Annotated in this window: 14 protein-coding genes; 12 read left to right on the forward strand and 2 right to left on the reverse strand. The window is 33.9% G+C overall.

The window, feature by feature from the left end; translation table 11 throughout:
- The first annotated feature begins 8 nt into the window (after window positions 1–8).
- From MKY04_RS07870 to MKY04_RS07880, 3 genes are read left to right on the forward strand one after another with little or no spacing between them, the layout of a single operon-like run.
- Entirely contained in the window at window positions 9–386 is a 378-nt protein-coding gene (locus MKY04_RS07870; protein ID WP_126295193.1) for a GntR family transcriptional regulator, read from the forward strand.
- Entirely contained in the window at window positions 386–1,267 is an 882-nt protein-coding gene (locus tag MKY04_RS07875; protein WP_126295192.1) for an ABC transporter ATP-binding protein, read from the forward strand. The genes MKY04_RS07870 and MKY04_RS07875 overlap by 1 nt, the downstream gene beginning before the upstream one ends.
- Window positions 1,248–1,856 carry an ABC-2 transporter permease gene (locus MKY04_RS07880; RefSeq protein WP_126295191.1) on the forward strand — a complete coding sequence of 203 codons (609 nt, stop codon included), beginning with the start codon at window positions 1,248–1,250 and terminating at the stop codon, window positions 1,854–1,856. Before MKY04_RS07875 ends, MKY04_RS07880 begins: the two co-directional genes overlap by 20 nt.
- Before the next feature lie 100 nt (window positions 1,857–1,956).
- On the opposite strand, the gene MKY04_RS07885 is transcribed toward MKY04_RS07880, so the two are convergent.
- Window positions 1,957–2,733 (reverse strand): enoyl-ACP reductase FabI, encoded by a 777-nt coding sequence (locus MKY04_RS07885; protein WP_126295190.1) that lies wholly within the window; start codon window positions 2,731–2,733, stop codon window positions 1,957–1,959.
- Window positions 2,734–2,956: 223 nt separating this feature from the next.
- On the opposite strand from MKY04_RS07885, the gene MKY04_RS07890 reads away from it, so the two are divergent.
- The 6 genes from MKY04_RS07890 to MKY04_RS07915 all read left to right on the forward strand — a co-directional run bounded on the left by MKY04_RS07890 (window position 2,957) and on the right by MKY04_RS07915 (window position 9,578).
- Window positions 2,957–3,286, forward strand: a complete 330-nt coding sequence (locus tag MKY04_RS07890; protein WP_126295189.1) for a PadR family transcriptional regulator — start codon at window positions 2,957–2,959, stop codon at window positions 3,284–3,286.
- Entirely contained in the window at window positions 3,283–3,954 is a 672-nt protein-coding gene (locus MKY04_RS07895; protein ID WP_126295188.1) for a DUF1129 family protein, read from the forward strand. The genes MKY04_RS07890 and MKY04_RS07895 overlap by 4 nt, the downstream gene beginning before the upstream one ends.
- 416 nt (window positions 3,955–4,370) lie before the next feature.
- Complete coding sequence (locus tag MKY04_RS07900) at window positions 4,371–5,906, forward strand: NADH dehydrogenase subunit 5 (RefSeq protein ID WP_126295187.1); 1,536 nt, start codon at window positions 4,371–4,373, stop codon at window positions 5,904–5,906.
- Window positions 5,903–8,524, forward strand: a complete 2,622-nt coding sequence (locus MKY04_RS07905; protein ID WP_126295186.1) for a DUF2309 domain-containing protein — start codon at window positions 5,903–5,905, stop codon at window positions 8,522–8,524. The genes MKY04_RS07900 and MKY04_RS07905 overlap by 4 nt, the downstream gene beginning before the upstream one ends.
- Before the next feature lie 140 nt (window positions 8,525–8,664).
- The gene (locus tag MKY04_RS07910; protein WP_126295185.1) at window positions 8,665–9,027 is read left to right on the forward strand and encodes a DUF2294 domain-containing protein; all 363 of its coding nucleotides are present in this window, start codon (window positions 8,665–8,667) and stop codon (window positions 9,025–9,027) included.
- An 83-nt stretch (window positions 9,028–9,110) separates the two neighbouring features.
- The gene (locus MKY04_RS07915; RefSeq protein WP_126295184.1) at window positions 9,111–9,578 is read left to right on the forward strand and encodes a hypothetical protein; all 468 of its coding nucleotides are present in this window, start codon (window positions 9,111–9,113) and stop codon (window positions 9,576–9,578) included.
- Between the two features lie 422 nt (window positions 9,579–10,000).
- On the opposite strand, the gene MKY04_RS07920 is transcribed toward MKY04_RS07915, so the two are convergent.
- Window positions 10,001–10,249, reverse strand: a complete 249-nt coding sequence (locus tag MKY04_RS07920) for a ferredoxin (RefSeq protein ID WP_126295183.1) — start codon at window positions 10,247–10,249, stop codon at window positions 10,001–10,003.
- Window positions 10,250–10,354: 105 nt separating this feature from the next.
- Between MKY04_RS07920 and MKY04_RS07925 the strand changes: the two genes are divergently transcribed.
- The 3 genes from MKY04_RS07925 (at window position 10,355) to MKY04_RS07935 (ending at window position 13,557) form a co-directional block, all read left to right on the forward strand.
- Window positions 10,355–11,380: a helix-turn-helix domain-containing protein gene (locus MKY04_RS07925; RefSeq protein ID WP_126295182.1), complete on the forward strand. Its 1,026-nt coding sequence runs from the start codon at window positions 10,355–10,357 to the stop codon at window positions 11,378–11,380.
- Complete coding sequence (locus MKY04_RS07930) at window positions 11,380–12,825, forward strand: RecQ family ATP-dependent DNA helicase (protein ID WP_126295181.1); 1,446 nt, start codon at window positions 11,380–11,382, stop codon at window positions 12,823–12,825. Before MKY04_RS07925 ends, MKY04_RS07930 begins: the two co-directional genes overlap by 1 nt.
- 117 nt (window positions 12,826–12,942) lie before the next feature.
- Window positions 12,943–13,557 (forward strand): LysM peptidoglycan-binding domain-containing protein, encoded by a 615-nt coding sequence (locus tag MKY04_RS07935; RefSeq protein ID WP_126295180.1) that lies wholly within the window; start codon window positions 12,943–12,945, stop codon window positions 13,555–13,557.
- Window positions 13,558–13,719: the final 162 nt, after the last annotated feature.

Here is a 13,719-nt window from a genome sequence, read left to right on the forward strand (position 1 = left end):
GTATTTGCATGCAAATTATCATTTCTAATAATTCAAAGGAACCAATTTATGAGCAAATTTATTCTCAGATAAAAAAACAAATTTTGACGAATGAGCTGCAGGCTGGACAATCTTTACCTTCAATGAGACAACTAGCGAAGGATTTAGACATAAGTGTTATAACAACAAAGCGTGCCTATGAGGAATTAGAAAAAAACGGTTTTATTTACTCAGTAGTTGGAAAAGGTTCATTCATTTCTGAACAAAATAATGAAATGATTCGGGAACGGAAATTGAAAGTGATAGAAGAACAGTTAATTGCAGCCATACAAAATAGTAAAGAAATAGGTATTGAATTAGCGGAATTAAAGGAGCTTCTTACGATGTTATATAAGGAGGACGTATGATGGAAAATGTAATTGAACTAAAAGATGTAAATAAAGTATTTAAAGGATTTCAACTGAAAGATTTAAATATATCGGTTAAGAAAGGGTTTATTACTGGATTCATTGGTGGTAATGGAGTAGGGAAGTCCACTACAATCAAGTTGATTTTAAATTTGTTACAACCAGATAGTGGATCCATTTCAATTTTTGGATTGGATTACAAAAAGCACGAGAAAGAAATAAAGCAACGAATCGGCTTTGTATTTGATGAAAATATTTTTTATGAAAATATAACATTAAATGAAATGAAGAAACTTGTTAAACCTGCTTATAAAAAGTGGGACGATGAGCTTTTTAATCATTACGTAGAAAAATTTGAACTACCATTAAACAAGAAAATAAAACACCTTTCAAAGGGAATGATGATGAAGGCATCTTTGACTATTGCGCTGTCACATCATGCTGAACTAATTATCATGGATGAACCAACATCAGGATTAGATCCAATATATCGTAGGGAACTACTAGATATTCTCCATGACCTTATGCAAAATGGTGAAAGAACCATCTTTTTTTCAACACATATTACAACAGATTTAGATCGGATAGCTGATTATATAGCGTTTATTCACAACGGAGAACATATTTTTACGAAGGAGTATTATAAAATTGAGGAAGAATATGCAATTGTGAAAGGCGGAACGAATCTATTAGACCGCGACACTGAACGCGAATTTATCGCTATTAGAAAATCTAATCATGGATTTGAAGCTTTGACGGCAAATAAAAAACGAATTGAGGATATTTTCGGAGAAGCAATTATTATGGAGAAACCGACACTTGAAGATATAATGCTGTATACAAAGAAGGGAAGAGAAGAAAATGTTGAATCTCGTTCGTAAAGACATTTTATTACAGAAAAATACACTATTAATTATGCTGCCTTTATTAATAATCTATTTATTATCAGGTTCTTCTGTAACTTGGGTATCTATAGTTTTTTGTGTCGTAGTCATTATGAATGCTTTTGCATTTGATGAAAAATCTTCAATCAATCTTTTATTAAATTCATTGCCGTATACACGAAAAGAGATTGTTAGTTCAAAATATATTAGTGCGTGCGTTTTTACTTTACTAGTCTTGTTTACAATTTTTATTGGGAATTTGGTTATTCATAAAGAAATACTTCAACGGGAACAAATTTTAATCACTATTAGTATTGTTGGTATATTTATATCACTCGCTTTTCCATTTTCATATTTTTTTAAAAGTCAGTATTTATTGATTGGATTTGGTGTTTCTTTTGTTATTTATATGGTTATTGTTAATACATTTATTGTCGATTTAAATGATAGGATAAGAGATTTAATTCAAATTATGTTATCTTTCAGTAATACTCAAATGTATTTACTGATTATTTTTTCGGTAATGCTCCTCTATATTATTTCATGGCTGTTTTCCATTCGAATTTATAGTAAAAAAGTTTTTTAAATTAAGTAATATACACATATTATTTACTATTAGAAAAGCTATAAAAATTACAAAAGGGCATTACACAATTGTAGTGCCCTTTTACTATTTTTAAAACTTTTTATCCCATGATATTGTAACCTGAGTCGATGTAAATTGTTTCTCCTGTTACGCCTCTAGATAGATGACTTAACATAACAAGTGTCATATCTGCCACTTCTTCTTGGTTTGTATTACGTTTTAAAGGTGCTGTTTCTTCGATTTTATGCAGAATTGTATTAAAGCTTGGAACGCCTTTAGCTGCTAATGTACGAATAGCACCAGCTGAGATAGCATTAACGCGAATGCCTTCCGCACCAAGATCAGCTGCAAGATAACGCATTGCAGCTTCAAGTGCAGCTTTTGCAACACCCATTACATTGTAGCCATCAAGAACACGTTGAGCACCTAAGTAACTCATTGTTACAATTGAACCACCTTCAGTCATGTAAGGAAGTGCAGCCTTAGCTACTGCTACTAATGAATATGCACTAGTATCTTGTGCAAAGGCATAGCCTTCGCGTGTCGTTTCTACAAAACGATTTTTTAAATCTTCTGCATGTGCAAATGCAACAGAGTGAACAATTCCGTGGATAGTGCCAAATTGTTCCCCAATTTGAGTAAATGCTTTTGCAATGCTTTGATCACTATTTACATCACATTCAATGGTAGCAGTCGTGTGCTCTGTATAGTCTGCTAAAAGTTTTTCAATTTTACTTTTTGAACGCTCTTTGCGATATGTAAAAATAACGTTCGCGCCGACTTCTAAAAGTTTTTTTGCAATTCCCCAAGCAATGCTTCGTTCATTTGCTACTCCCATAACTACAATTGTTTTATCTTTTATTTGTAATAAGTCCATTTAACAAACCTCTCTTCTATTAAAATAATATCAGTTATTAGTACCAACTACTAATTATGAGTTTAACAGTTCACAATATAAAAATCAATGTCTATATAGTAGTATCTTGCATAACAAAATAGTTGACAGCTATATTGTTATGCAATATAGTATAACTAACTACTTTGTATAACAAGATAGATTTTAATTTACTATAATGTAAAACTTGAAAGGGGGATAAGGAGTGTCTATTCGAAGCCAACTACTAAAAGGTATTTTAGATGGTTGTGTTCTTGCAATAATTGAAGAGGAAGAAGTTTATGGCTATGAATTATCAAAAAAGTTGCAGTCAGAAGGATTAGAGGATGTAAGTGAAGGAACAATCTATCCAGTATTGTTAAGATTGCAGAAAAATAAATTCATCGTTGGAGAAATGAGACCGTCTCAAACTGGGCCCAATCGAAAGTATTATGGCATAACAGAGGAAGGAAAACAGGCACTGGAAATAATTCGCAAAGAATGGAATCAAATAGCAACGCCAATCTCAAATATCCTAGGGAGTGATGAAAGATGACGTTAACAGTGAAAGAGCTTATTAAACAAAATAATGAGAAACGAAAACTACTACTACCGGAAAATGAAAACTACTATGAAAATTTACTAGTTTATATTCGGTCAAATTTGTTTCGAAAAGAACGTGCCACTGAAGAGATTTTATTAGAGATGCTTGATCACCTATTGGAAGCGCAGAAGGAAGGGAAAACTGCTGAACAGGTGTTTGGCAAATCTCCTCAACAACTTGCAGAAGAAATTATTGAATCATTGCCTAAAGAATCCATGAAGGAAGTTTTAGAATTCGCGTTTGAAAATGTTTTAACTTTATTTGGATGGTTTTTAGTTGCATGGGGATTTTTGCCACTAATTTCAAAAGAAGAACAGACCATTCATATTGGAACTGCAGCTATTACTGCATTATGTGTTGCGGGAAGTTTATTTCTTATAGTATATTTTGTTTTTGTAATGTTAAAGAAGAATGCATTCAATCGTGCAAAAAACAAGGGAAGCGTATTATGGAGTCTAGGCATTTTAATTGGTTCTATATGGGCGATTGTACTCTTCATAAATATTTCACTTGAACCGTTTGGACCAATTGTTCAAATAAACGAATATACTGGGTTTGGTCTTGGCTGTTTCTTTTTGTTAGCTGCTTACATCTTAAAAAAATCACGTGAAGCAAAATAACTGATGATGTTTTTATCATTATTTGGAAGAGTCCAATTACATTGAACTTGACAGAATGTTTTCTAAATATTAGAATTTAAAATCATAAATAAATTTTATCTAGTTTTATACTAACTTTAGTACAATAGTTAATAATTTGATATTGACTATTTAAAAAAGCGAAGTAGAAAACTTGAAAAAGCTATGTATATAAAGGGTAGACTATTTAAAAAACCTAGCTTAGGTTAGTTAAAAGTAAACCGACAATTTTCAAAGTTTATTGGCTATATATGCCATAACTTTAGAAATTGTCGGTTTTTTTCTTTTAAAAAATAACCTTTTAGAAAGGAATGATTAGTTATGAAGCAGGGAGATATGAATTATATGTTCGATATGTCAGCTACTTACATTCAACAATTTTCAGTGGGGAAAGATAAATGTTAAATTCCTTGGATTCTGGTTTATTACCAGTGGTATTTTTAATACTCCTTGCAATTTCTGCAATGAGCTGTTTAATCCTTTTATATTCAAAGACTCCCTTATCTTTTACTCATATACATGTTGGTTTAAGCGCTTTGCCGCCTTTTGTTGCCTTACTAGCACTTTTTTTTAATAATGAACCGATAGTTGTTGGTCCGTTACATTTTAATGCCTTAACGTGGCTAGTAGCTTTTTTTGTACTAACTGTCAGCTTAATAGTTCAGCGTTTTTGTATTCATTATTTACTTGGAGACAGCTCTTATCGAAAATATTTTGCTTTGTTGACATTTACTACAATCGCTGACTCAGTTGCTTGGCTTAGTAATGATCTTCGATTGTTATTGCTTTGTTGGGGAGCTACACTACTAGGGCTAACTTTGCTTATAGGATTAAAAAAGCAATGGGAAGTAGCAAGAAATGCAGCAAAGACTTGTGGTCTATTATTTGCATTCAGTTGGGGAATATTAACGATTGCAATTGTCTGGCTAACTCAAGCAACGAATCATTGGCAGTTATCGAATGTACTTACTTCAGAAAGTCTTTTACAGCTTGATTCATGGGAGAGAACATGCATTAGTTTGCTGATAATAGTGGCTGTTGTAATTCCAGCTGCACAGTTTCCGTTTCAACGGTGGTTATTAGATTCAGTAGTTGCCCCAACCCCGATTTCTGCAATTATGCATGCGGGCATTGTCAACGCTGGTGGAATAGTGTTAACACTTTTTGCTCCTATTTTTCAAGGGAATTTAGTACAAATTATTTTATTAGTATTTTCTAGTATTTCCGTGTTAATAGGTACTGGAATTATGTTGGTTCAAGTTGATTATAAAAGACAGCTCGTTGGTTCTACGATTGCACAAATGGGATTTATGTTAATCCAATGTGCATTAGGTGCTTTTTTAGCAGCCATTATTCATGCGGTGTTGCACGGTTTATTTAAGTCTACGCTTTTTTTACAAGCCGGTTCAGTATTTCAAAATAATGTGTCTAGCTTTAATACGAAAAAACCATTGTCATTATTAACGATTATTACAGGAAGTCTAGTAGGTATTCTAGTAGGGATTGGATACTGGCTTACTTCTCCTGAAGAGGTTTACCAATTAGTAAGTGCCTTTATTTTGGGATGGTCAGTATCTTTAGCTTGGATACAACTTGTGGCATTTGGCTTGAGCAGAACTGGGCGCGTAGCAGGATTTTTCATATTAGTAGGGGGAGGCAGTGTATATTTTTTCATCCATCATCTTTTACATAGTGTCTTAGATGGAACAGTTCAAAAAAGTATACAGTCACCATTCATTGCAGCCATATTGATAGTACTAATGTTGCTGTTCGCTAGTGTAGTAGCTATTTTGCTAACACGCAAACATTTATCTAGATTTTATGCAATTATTTATCTTTGGCTTGTACGGTTAGGGGAGCCTCATAATGATGTCATCGAAAGTCATCCAAGTTATTTGACACAAATGTTTTCTCAAGGAGGTAAGTTACGTTGAACACAACATTTGTGAAAGCTCTAAGTTTAGAAAAAAGTCCTAGTAATGTTGATTTAGATATTAATGATTTTGTGAAATCCGCAAGTAAAGTGATTATGCCAGTAGGACCAATAACGAAATTCGCTGCACACAACCCCTGGGCAGATATGGAGCAGCAATCGTTCGAAGAAGTTGCACGACGACTTAAAATTATTAGTGATATAGATATTTATCCTAGTCATTCTGTGTTAGAGTCTGCATTTAAACGGGGAGAAATTAATCAAGAATTTATTGAAATTAGACTTCAACAATGGCTTGATATGAAGTCACTCGATTTACCTGGTGGAGCTGCAATTCAATACTGTCGAGCGGCTCTTTTTCAAGATAAACAAACATTCGAATACTCACCAAAAACTGAGCTGAGGAGAATAGCAAAGGAACTACTACGTTTAAAATATGAAATTCCCAAAAAACATACAGTCCAAACATATAGTAAACGAATAGATAAAGAAAGCAGCGATAAAATAACCCAAATTCTTAATGGACAAATGATAAAGTGGTGTAAATTATTTTTGGATGAATCTCAGGCTGCTTGGTCTATGCCAAATCGGGAAAAAGGTTTTTATTCTTCATGGAGGAGCCTAGTCCATTATGATCCAGCTGTAAGTTCTAGTATACGTAAGAGATTAAATGATTTACCACGAGAGGCCGATCAAGCTTTAATGGAAGCATTGCTGGGCTTAGAAATTTCTTTTTTAGAGATTCAAGATTATTTAGAAGCCCATTTACTCGCTTTACCAGGATGGGCAGGAATGATGCTTTGGCGCTCACAGCAATACGATAAGGATATGAACTTGCTAACAGAGTACTTAGCAGTCCGAATTTGTATGGAGTACGCACTTGTCAAACCTTATCTTCCTTTACCACAGAAAAAAACTGAAGATAACATAGAACTTTTAGAATCATTGATTGTATCCTGGGCTAATTGGGGCAACTTGCCTATCAAAACTTGGTTACAGTTATCTCAAAAAGAAATCAAAGCTAGATTGACTTTAGCCTATGATTTTGATCAAATTGTTCGTAATCGTATTTTGCTTGAGGCATGGGAACATACTTACGAAGCACAGTTGATGAATATCATTAGTTCAAAGTCGCGCAATGCAGAAGAAAATGTAAAGCCAACATTGGCCCAATTTGCATTTTGTATCGATGTGCGTTCAGAGCCTTTTCGTCGTAAGCTTGAAGAAGCAGGTCCATTTGAGACCTTTGGAACAGCTGGCTTTTTCGGTTTACCGATTGAAACATGTCAACTAGGTAGCAGACACAGTCATCCATCCTTGCCTATTTTGTTTAAACCACAATTTAGAGTGAATGAATTTTCGTCAGAGCCTAATTTCAAATCATATCAACAACGTCAGCAAACGGTTAGTTTACTAAGCAACACATTCAAAAAGATGAAATACAATATGTCTTCAAGTTTGATATTGCCTGAAATAACTGGTGCATGGTTAAGTTTACAAACAATAGCTCGTAGTTTTTTTCCAAGAGGTACAGGTATTCTATTCCGAAAAACTAAAGAAGCATGGCTTCGCAAACCATCTACACAATTATCACTTAATCGTATACAAACCTCAGAAACAGAGTTGCCTATTGGGTTCACTGAAGAAGAGAAAGTTCATTATACTCGGCAAGCATTGAACATGATGGGCTTGATAGAAGATTTTGCGCCTTTAGTAGTGATTTGTGGTCATGGCAGTCACAGTACGAACAATTTATATGCATCTGCATTAGATTGTGGTGCATGTGGGGGGGCATCTAGTGGATTTAATGCCAGAGTATTGGCAACTTTGTGTAACCTTCCAGAGGTTAGAAAAGCTCTCAATGAGGATGGAATTTGTATTCCAAAAGAGACCGTCTTTGCAGCTGCGGAGCATATTACAACAATGGATGAGCTACAGTGGATATATGTTCCTGAACTTTCAAATAAGGCAAAGGAGGCATTTGACTGCATCCAAGCAGTATTGCCAGAGGTGAGCAACCAAGCTACTACTGAAAGAATTGTAAAATTACCTAGTAGTATAATTAGTTCCAAGAATCCTAAGGCAGAAGCGCAACGCTTGGGAGAGGATTGGAGTGAAGTACGGCCAGAATGGGGGCTGGCGCGTAATGCAGCTTTTATTATTGGAAATCGGGAGCTTACTCGAAACTATAATTTAGATGGAAGAACTTTTCTACACAGCTATAACTGGCACAAGGATGAAGACGGCACGATACTCGGAAATATTATTTCTGGCCCTACAACAGTTGCTCAATGGATTAATCTGCAATATTACGCTTCCACTGTTGTTCCTCATTATTATGGAAGTGGAAATAAAACAACCCAAACAGCTACTGCTGGAATTGGGGTTATGCAGGGCAATGCAAGTGACCTATTAAGTGGTCTTCCTTGGCAGTCGGTAATGCAGTCAGATCAAGAGGGGTATCATGATCCACTAAGACTGCTAGTAGTGATTGAAGCACCAAAAGAGCATGTGGAACGACTATTTGATCAAAATCAAACATTTCTTCAAAAGGTTCGTAATGGATGGATTCGACTTGCTTCTATTGATCCAGAAGGGAATTGGAAAAGTTGGCATTAACTAAATTGTCTGTAGCAAAAATTACAACTTATTTAATTAATGAAGAAGTATTTTTTAGGTTATGTTGATTAAAGGTGAAGAAAAAATTTTAAAAAATATGTGTAACAACGATATGTGGAACAGGATGAAAGGAAGTCATTATGGAAAAATCAAAAGGATCTATTGAAGCGGAAATAAGTAAAGCCTTAACTCACTGGGAGAAAAATTATCTTGGACGCGGCTCTGTATCTGTTAAATCAGATATTTTACGCGATATGGTAATTGTAGTCCTAAAAGGAATATTAACTCCTGCAGAGTATTCTGTGTGCCAAGATAAAGAAGGATTGTTATCAGTAAAAATAAATCGAAACAATTTAGTGGAATCAGGTGTAGACGAACTAAAAGAAATACTATTAGAGATAACAGGTGAAGAAGTAGTTAGCTTTTATACCGATTTAAGCACGAAAACTGGAGAACGAATTATGGTCTTTAAACTTTCGGATGATTTACAAAGCAAGTTATGACGATTGTATTTAATTTATTTAATAAATGGTCAGTTAAAGTTTAATAATTAAGTAGAATTCAATCATTGTATGGAGTGAATTTGATGAATAAAGCTGAAAATATAAAAGCATTATATATAACTTGTGCTGATATAGAAATAGACAATTTAATAAAACAAAAGGAAAATAGTATTGTTTTACAATACGATAGTCCTGTTATGTCACCTTTTGATGATATAATGAGGGATATCATTATTGCTCTTTATCAGCACAATATTCAAGAGATAGTTGTAATAACTCCTAAAGAAGATCAACAAAAGAGTTCACTAACTACACTAAGTAAAGTTATTCAAGAAAAGGAATCATTAGAGAAGATTCAAATTCTAAATTATCTTTTTGAAAATTGCAAGCCTGAATTTTCTGGAAATAATTTAAGTGAATGGTTAGATGGGAATGTGCTATCAGTTGGATCGCAAAATACTGTCAGCGTCATTCGTCAACATCCTTTAATACCATCAGATGTAAAAATTACTGAATTAATTATTGATAGGGAAAGCGAAACATATTTCTAAATTAACCTATTTTATTTAATGAGGAAATCTTTCTCATTAGATGTTTTACTATAAACTCTATTTGTGAAGCAAAATAAATTTTATTGATGATAGAATAGATTGGAAATAATTCTTAATTTACTTCGAATTAGGAAAAGTCTGCTGTCCTAGAAGTATGTATGACAAACTTCTAGGACAGTTTTCTTTATTTTATATCAAGTTTTTAAACTTGTCGCTTTGCCCTCGTTGTAGAAAAATTGTACCTATCGCTTCGCTTTCGGTACAAATTGAGAAGGACTAATGGTTTGCCTTTCGCTGCAAAAAAGGGGACGTCTCACAGCATTTTGAGACGTCCCTTTTTGTCGGAGACATTTTCTGTGCTTTTACCGAAATAAAAAATGAGGTTGTCACAAAAGTGGCCCTTTGCTTCAACCTCACATAAATTATTCATACTTTAAAGGATCGCCATCAAATGATTCATCTGCAACTTTAATTGAATCAGTAGGGCAGCCTTCAAATGCATCCTGCATATCTTCTAATAGATCCTCTGGAACTTCTGTAGTACCCATGTTATCATCTAAAATAACGAAGGCAATACCTTCATCATCATAATCGTAAATATCTGGGGCTGCAGCACCACAAGCGCCACATGCGATACATGTATCTTTATCTACAATAGTATATTTTGGCATGATTATCTCTCCTTTTTTACGTGCGCTCCATTAAGCTTCTTTTCTATTCTAAATCTGTTTAAATTACTTTTCAACATAAATACTACGAAAACGGAGGATTTGATTTTGATTTTCCAACAGATTCTTATGCAAATTTTCCACAAGTTGAACCAGGAACGTACTATTTCTGCACCATTCCATTTATTGAGGGGGAAACGTTCAGGACAAACAATTCAAGATGTAGGGATATATCAATTGCATCATTTTTTTGGAATCTTGCCAAAACTATCAAGAAAAAAATATGATGAAGAGATTTCTTTATTAATAGAAAAACAGTTTATAAGGACTGATGAAGCAGGTTCTTATGAGCTTATGAATAATCATATTGAGGACATAGGAAATTTACCATTCGATGGATGGCATTATCGAGGAAACGAGCATGTTTTTTTTGCACGACTATCATTAATAATACAAAGTCTTTCACATAAAAAGGCAGGGCAGATGTCGTTTATTCCTATTCAAAAAGATGAGGTGATTCAGCAATGGGTAAAAAATTTCTTGTTAATAAACAATTTTCAAGAAGGAACAATTCATGAACAATTAATGGCTGAGATGATTCATAGTTTAGAAAATACTCATATTGAAGAGAAAGTTAAGAGCATTATTATAAATCGTTTAGCAGGGTATGAGGTTGCCGGGTTTACTTGGCAGCAATTAAGCTTCATTGAAAAGGTATCCGAGATGGATATTCAACTGCTATATATTGCAGGTTTACATAGTTGGCTAAATAGCATTACCTCTCAAGCTGAGCAGTATCCTTTATTAAATAATGTTGCACAAAACGTTCGTATTAACATTCCATTAACCGGCTCAGCATTTCAAAGTACACAGCTTTTTTTACAGGGTTATTCAATAGAACAAATTAGTAAAATACGCGGACTAAAAATTAGTACAATTGAAGATCATATTGTTGAACTCGCAATGAATGAGCCTCATTTCTCTATTGAGCAATTTATAAGCGGACGGGATGTACAGTTAGTTTTAAATGCGATAGAAGACTATAATACGAAAAAACTTAAAGTATTGCATGAAGTATTGCCTCATTTAACTTATTTTCAATTGCGGCTCGTACTAGCAAGGGGGGATTTATAGTGCAGCTAGAAGCATTATTAGAAAAATATTTTGGTTATACTTCCTTTCGACCTGGGCAAAAAGAAGTTATTGAACAAATCCTTATGGGAAATGACGTTTTAGCTTTACTTCCAACTGGTATGGGGAAATCCCTTTGCTATCAGCTTCCCGGTTACATATTTAATAAACCGGTTTTAATCATTTCACCTCTATTGTCACTTATGCAGGATCAAGTCGATCAATTAAAGCAATTTAAAGAAAAGCGAGTTGTTGCACTAAATTCATTTTTAAATGCACATCAAAAAAGAAATGTTGTACAAGCCTTACATCACTATCGCTTTATTTTTATTTCACCAGAAATGCTTATGCAGCAGCAAGTACTTCAAAAATTAAACACTATGGAACTTTCATTAATTGTAGTAGATGAAGCACATTGTATCTCACAATGGGGGTTTGATTTCCGACCAGATTATTTGCGTATTGGAGAAGTAGTAGGAAATGACAATAGACCGCCTATTTTAGCTTTATCTGCAACTGCAACAGATAAGGTAGTTGGTGATATAAAAGACTACCTAAAAATGAAGGAGCCTTTTGAATACATTCATTCAGTTGATCGACCGAACATACATTTGACTAAATTTATGTTTTATGATCGAGAGGATAAAATTGATTGGATTTTAAGACATACAACTGAAACTGAAGGTCCAGGGATTATTTACACACAATCACGTACAAAAACAGAAATGATAAGCGAAAAAATGTTGCAAGCAGGACTCTCTGCAGCAGCCTATCATGGCGGGAAAGATACTTTAGATCGTCAGTTTATACAGCAGCAATTTATTAACGGTTCTCTTGAATGGATTGTTGCAACAAATGCTTTTGGAATGGGTGTTCATAAACAAAATGTACGGCAAGTAATACATGAGTCCATTCCTTCGAATATGGCGAATTATATGCAGGAAATAGGACGAGCTGGCCGCGATGGAAAAGATGCCGTAGCTATTCTTCTTTATGCAGAAGGTGATGAGGACTTTGCAAGGTTTATTGGAATTGATGAGTTGCCTAATGAGGTACATATTGAAATCTATGACAATTACAAAGTAAGGAATGAACCTCCGAGTAATATGATTAATAACGGGGAAATATCTGAAACTGGCTTTCGAGTACTTAATTATTGGATGAATCAACTTTCTACTAATGAAGTGAAAAATGTTCTTCAAAACATGAAAAATGAAAAACTTCAAGAGGTTAATGAGGTGATGCGAATTGTTAAAACGAGTCAATGTATGCGAAAAATGCTTGTTCAATATTTTGGTCAAAATTTAGAAAAAAATCCCGATAATTGTTGTTCAGCTTGCGGAATTTCACTTCAAGAAATTATAAACCCGCGCCAACAAGTAGAACTAGGGCATGATGAAATGTCTTGGCAAAAGCGTATTGAGAAGTTACTTATAGGAAATTTGTAATATTTTGTCGAATTGAGTTAATTTAAGGCAAAAATCTATGGAAATATCTCTTACCATCATTTACTTTTTAGAGAAATTTCGTCATAATTAGTAAAGATAGTGTTGGAGGTGGTACTCATGAGTAATGAAGATTATAGAGAAAAAATTGAAGAACATCGTCAATTAATAGAATTCGAAGAACAACAAAACTCGAGAATGTCACGTTCACGCCGTAGTGTTAAAAAGAAAAAACGAAAAAATCCATTAATGACGATATTATTATTTTTACTACTTGGTATTCCTATTATGATATTAGTTTATGTATCATTCTTCTATAATCCTAATGAACCTGAAGTAGCTGAAAATGAAGAGGATGGAACTGTTGTTGAATTGCAAACAAATAATATTGTGTCGGCTAATAGCAAAGAAAAGGACGAGGCAGTAATTGACTCTGATGTGGAAGCTGAAGATAAAGAAATAACTGAAGAAGAAAAAACAGTTCAAGCTGAAACACAAACTGATGCTAAAGATGCAAATAAAGAACAAGATAATCAACAACAGCAGTCAGAGCAGGAGCAACAGCAAGAGCAGCAAGCAAATGGACAAGTACATACTGTACAACCCAATGAGAATTTATTCCGCATTGCATTGAAGTATTATAATGATGCAAGCGGTGTTGAAAAAATTAAAGCTGCAAATAATTTAAATTCTGATAGCATTTCGGTTGGACAATCACTAATAATACCTAATTAGTGTAATTTGTTTTGTTATTTCATATACTAAATTTATATGTACTCATTTGCATTAATTGCGAATGAAATACTAAAAAGACGACGGTATCTGTTTTTCCGCCTCGTCTTTTTGTTTGTTAAGGAAATAATAAAACTTGCTTTATGGATAAAATGTGGGGCGAAA

It is taken from the genome of Lysinibacillus telephonicus, from assembly GCF_039654155.1.
Classification (GTDB): domain Bacteria; phylum Bacillota; class Bacilli; order Bacillales_A; family Planococcaceae; genus Ureibacillus; species Ureibacillus telephonicus.

Coding starts and splice junctions, on each gene's coding strand:
- MKY04_RS07870 (WP_126295193.1), top strand. CDS start 9: ATGCAAATTATCATTTCTAATAATTCAAAGGAACCAATTTATGAGCAA.
- MKY04_RS07875 (WP_126295192.1), top strand. CDS start 386: ATGGAAAATGTAATTGAACTAAAAGATGTAAATAAAGTATTTAAAGGA.
- MKY04_RS07880 (WP_126295191.1), top strand. CDS start 1,248: ATGTTGAATCTCGTTCGTAAAGACATTTTATTACAGAAAAATACACTA.
- MKY04_RS07885 (WP_126295190.1), bottom strand. CDS start 2,733: ATGGACTTATTACAAATAAAAGATAAAACAATTGTAGTTATGGGAGTA.
- MKY04_RS07895 (WP_126295188.1), top strand. CDS start 3,283: ATGACGTTAACAGTGAAAGAGCTTATTAAACAAAATAATGAGAAACGA.
- MKY04_RS07900 (WP_126295187.1), top strand. CDS start 4,371: ATGTTAAATTCCTTGGATTCTGGTTTATTACCAGTGGTATTTTTAATA.
- MKY04_RS07910 (WP_126295185.1), top strand. CDS start 8,665: ATGGAAAAATCAAAAGGATCTATTGAAGCGGAAATAAGTAAAGCCTTA.
- MKY04_RS07915 (WP_126295184.1), top strand. CDS start 9,111: ATGAATAAAGCTGAAAATATAAAAGCATTATATATAACTTGTGCTGAT.
- MKY04_RS07920 (WP_126295183.1), bottom strand. CDS start 10,249: ATGCCAAAATATACTATTGTAGATAAAGATACATGTATCGCATGTGGC.
- MKY04_RS07935 (WP_126295180.1), top strand. CDS start 12,943: ATGAGTAATGAAGATTATAGAGAAAAAATTGAAGAACATCGTCAATTA.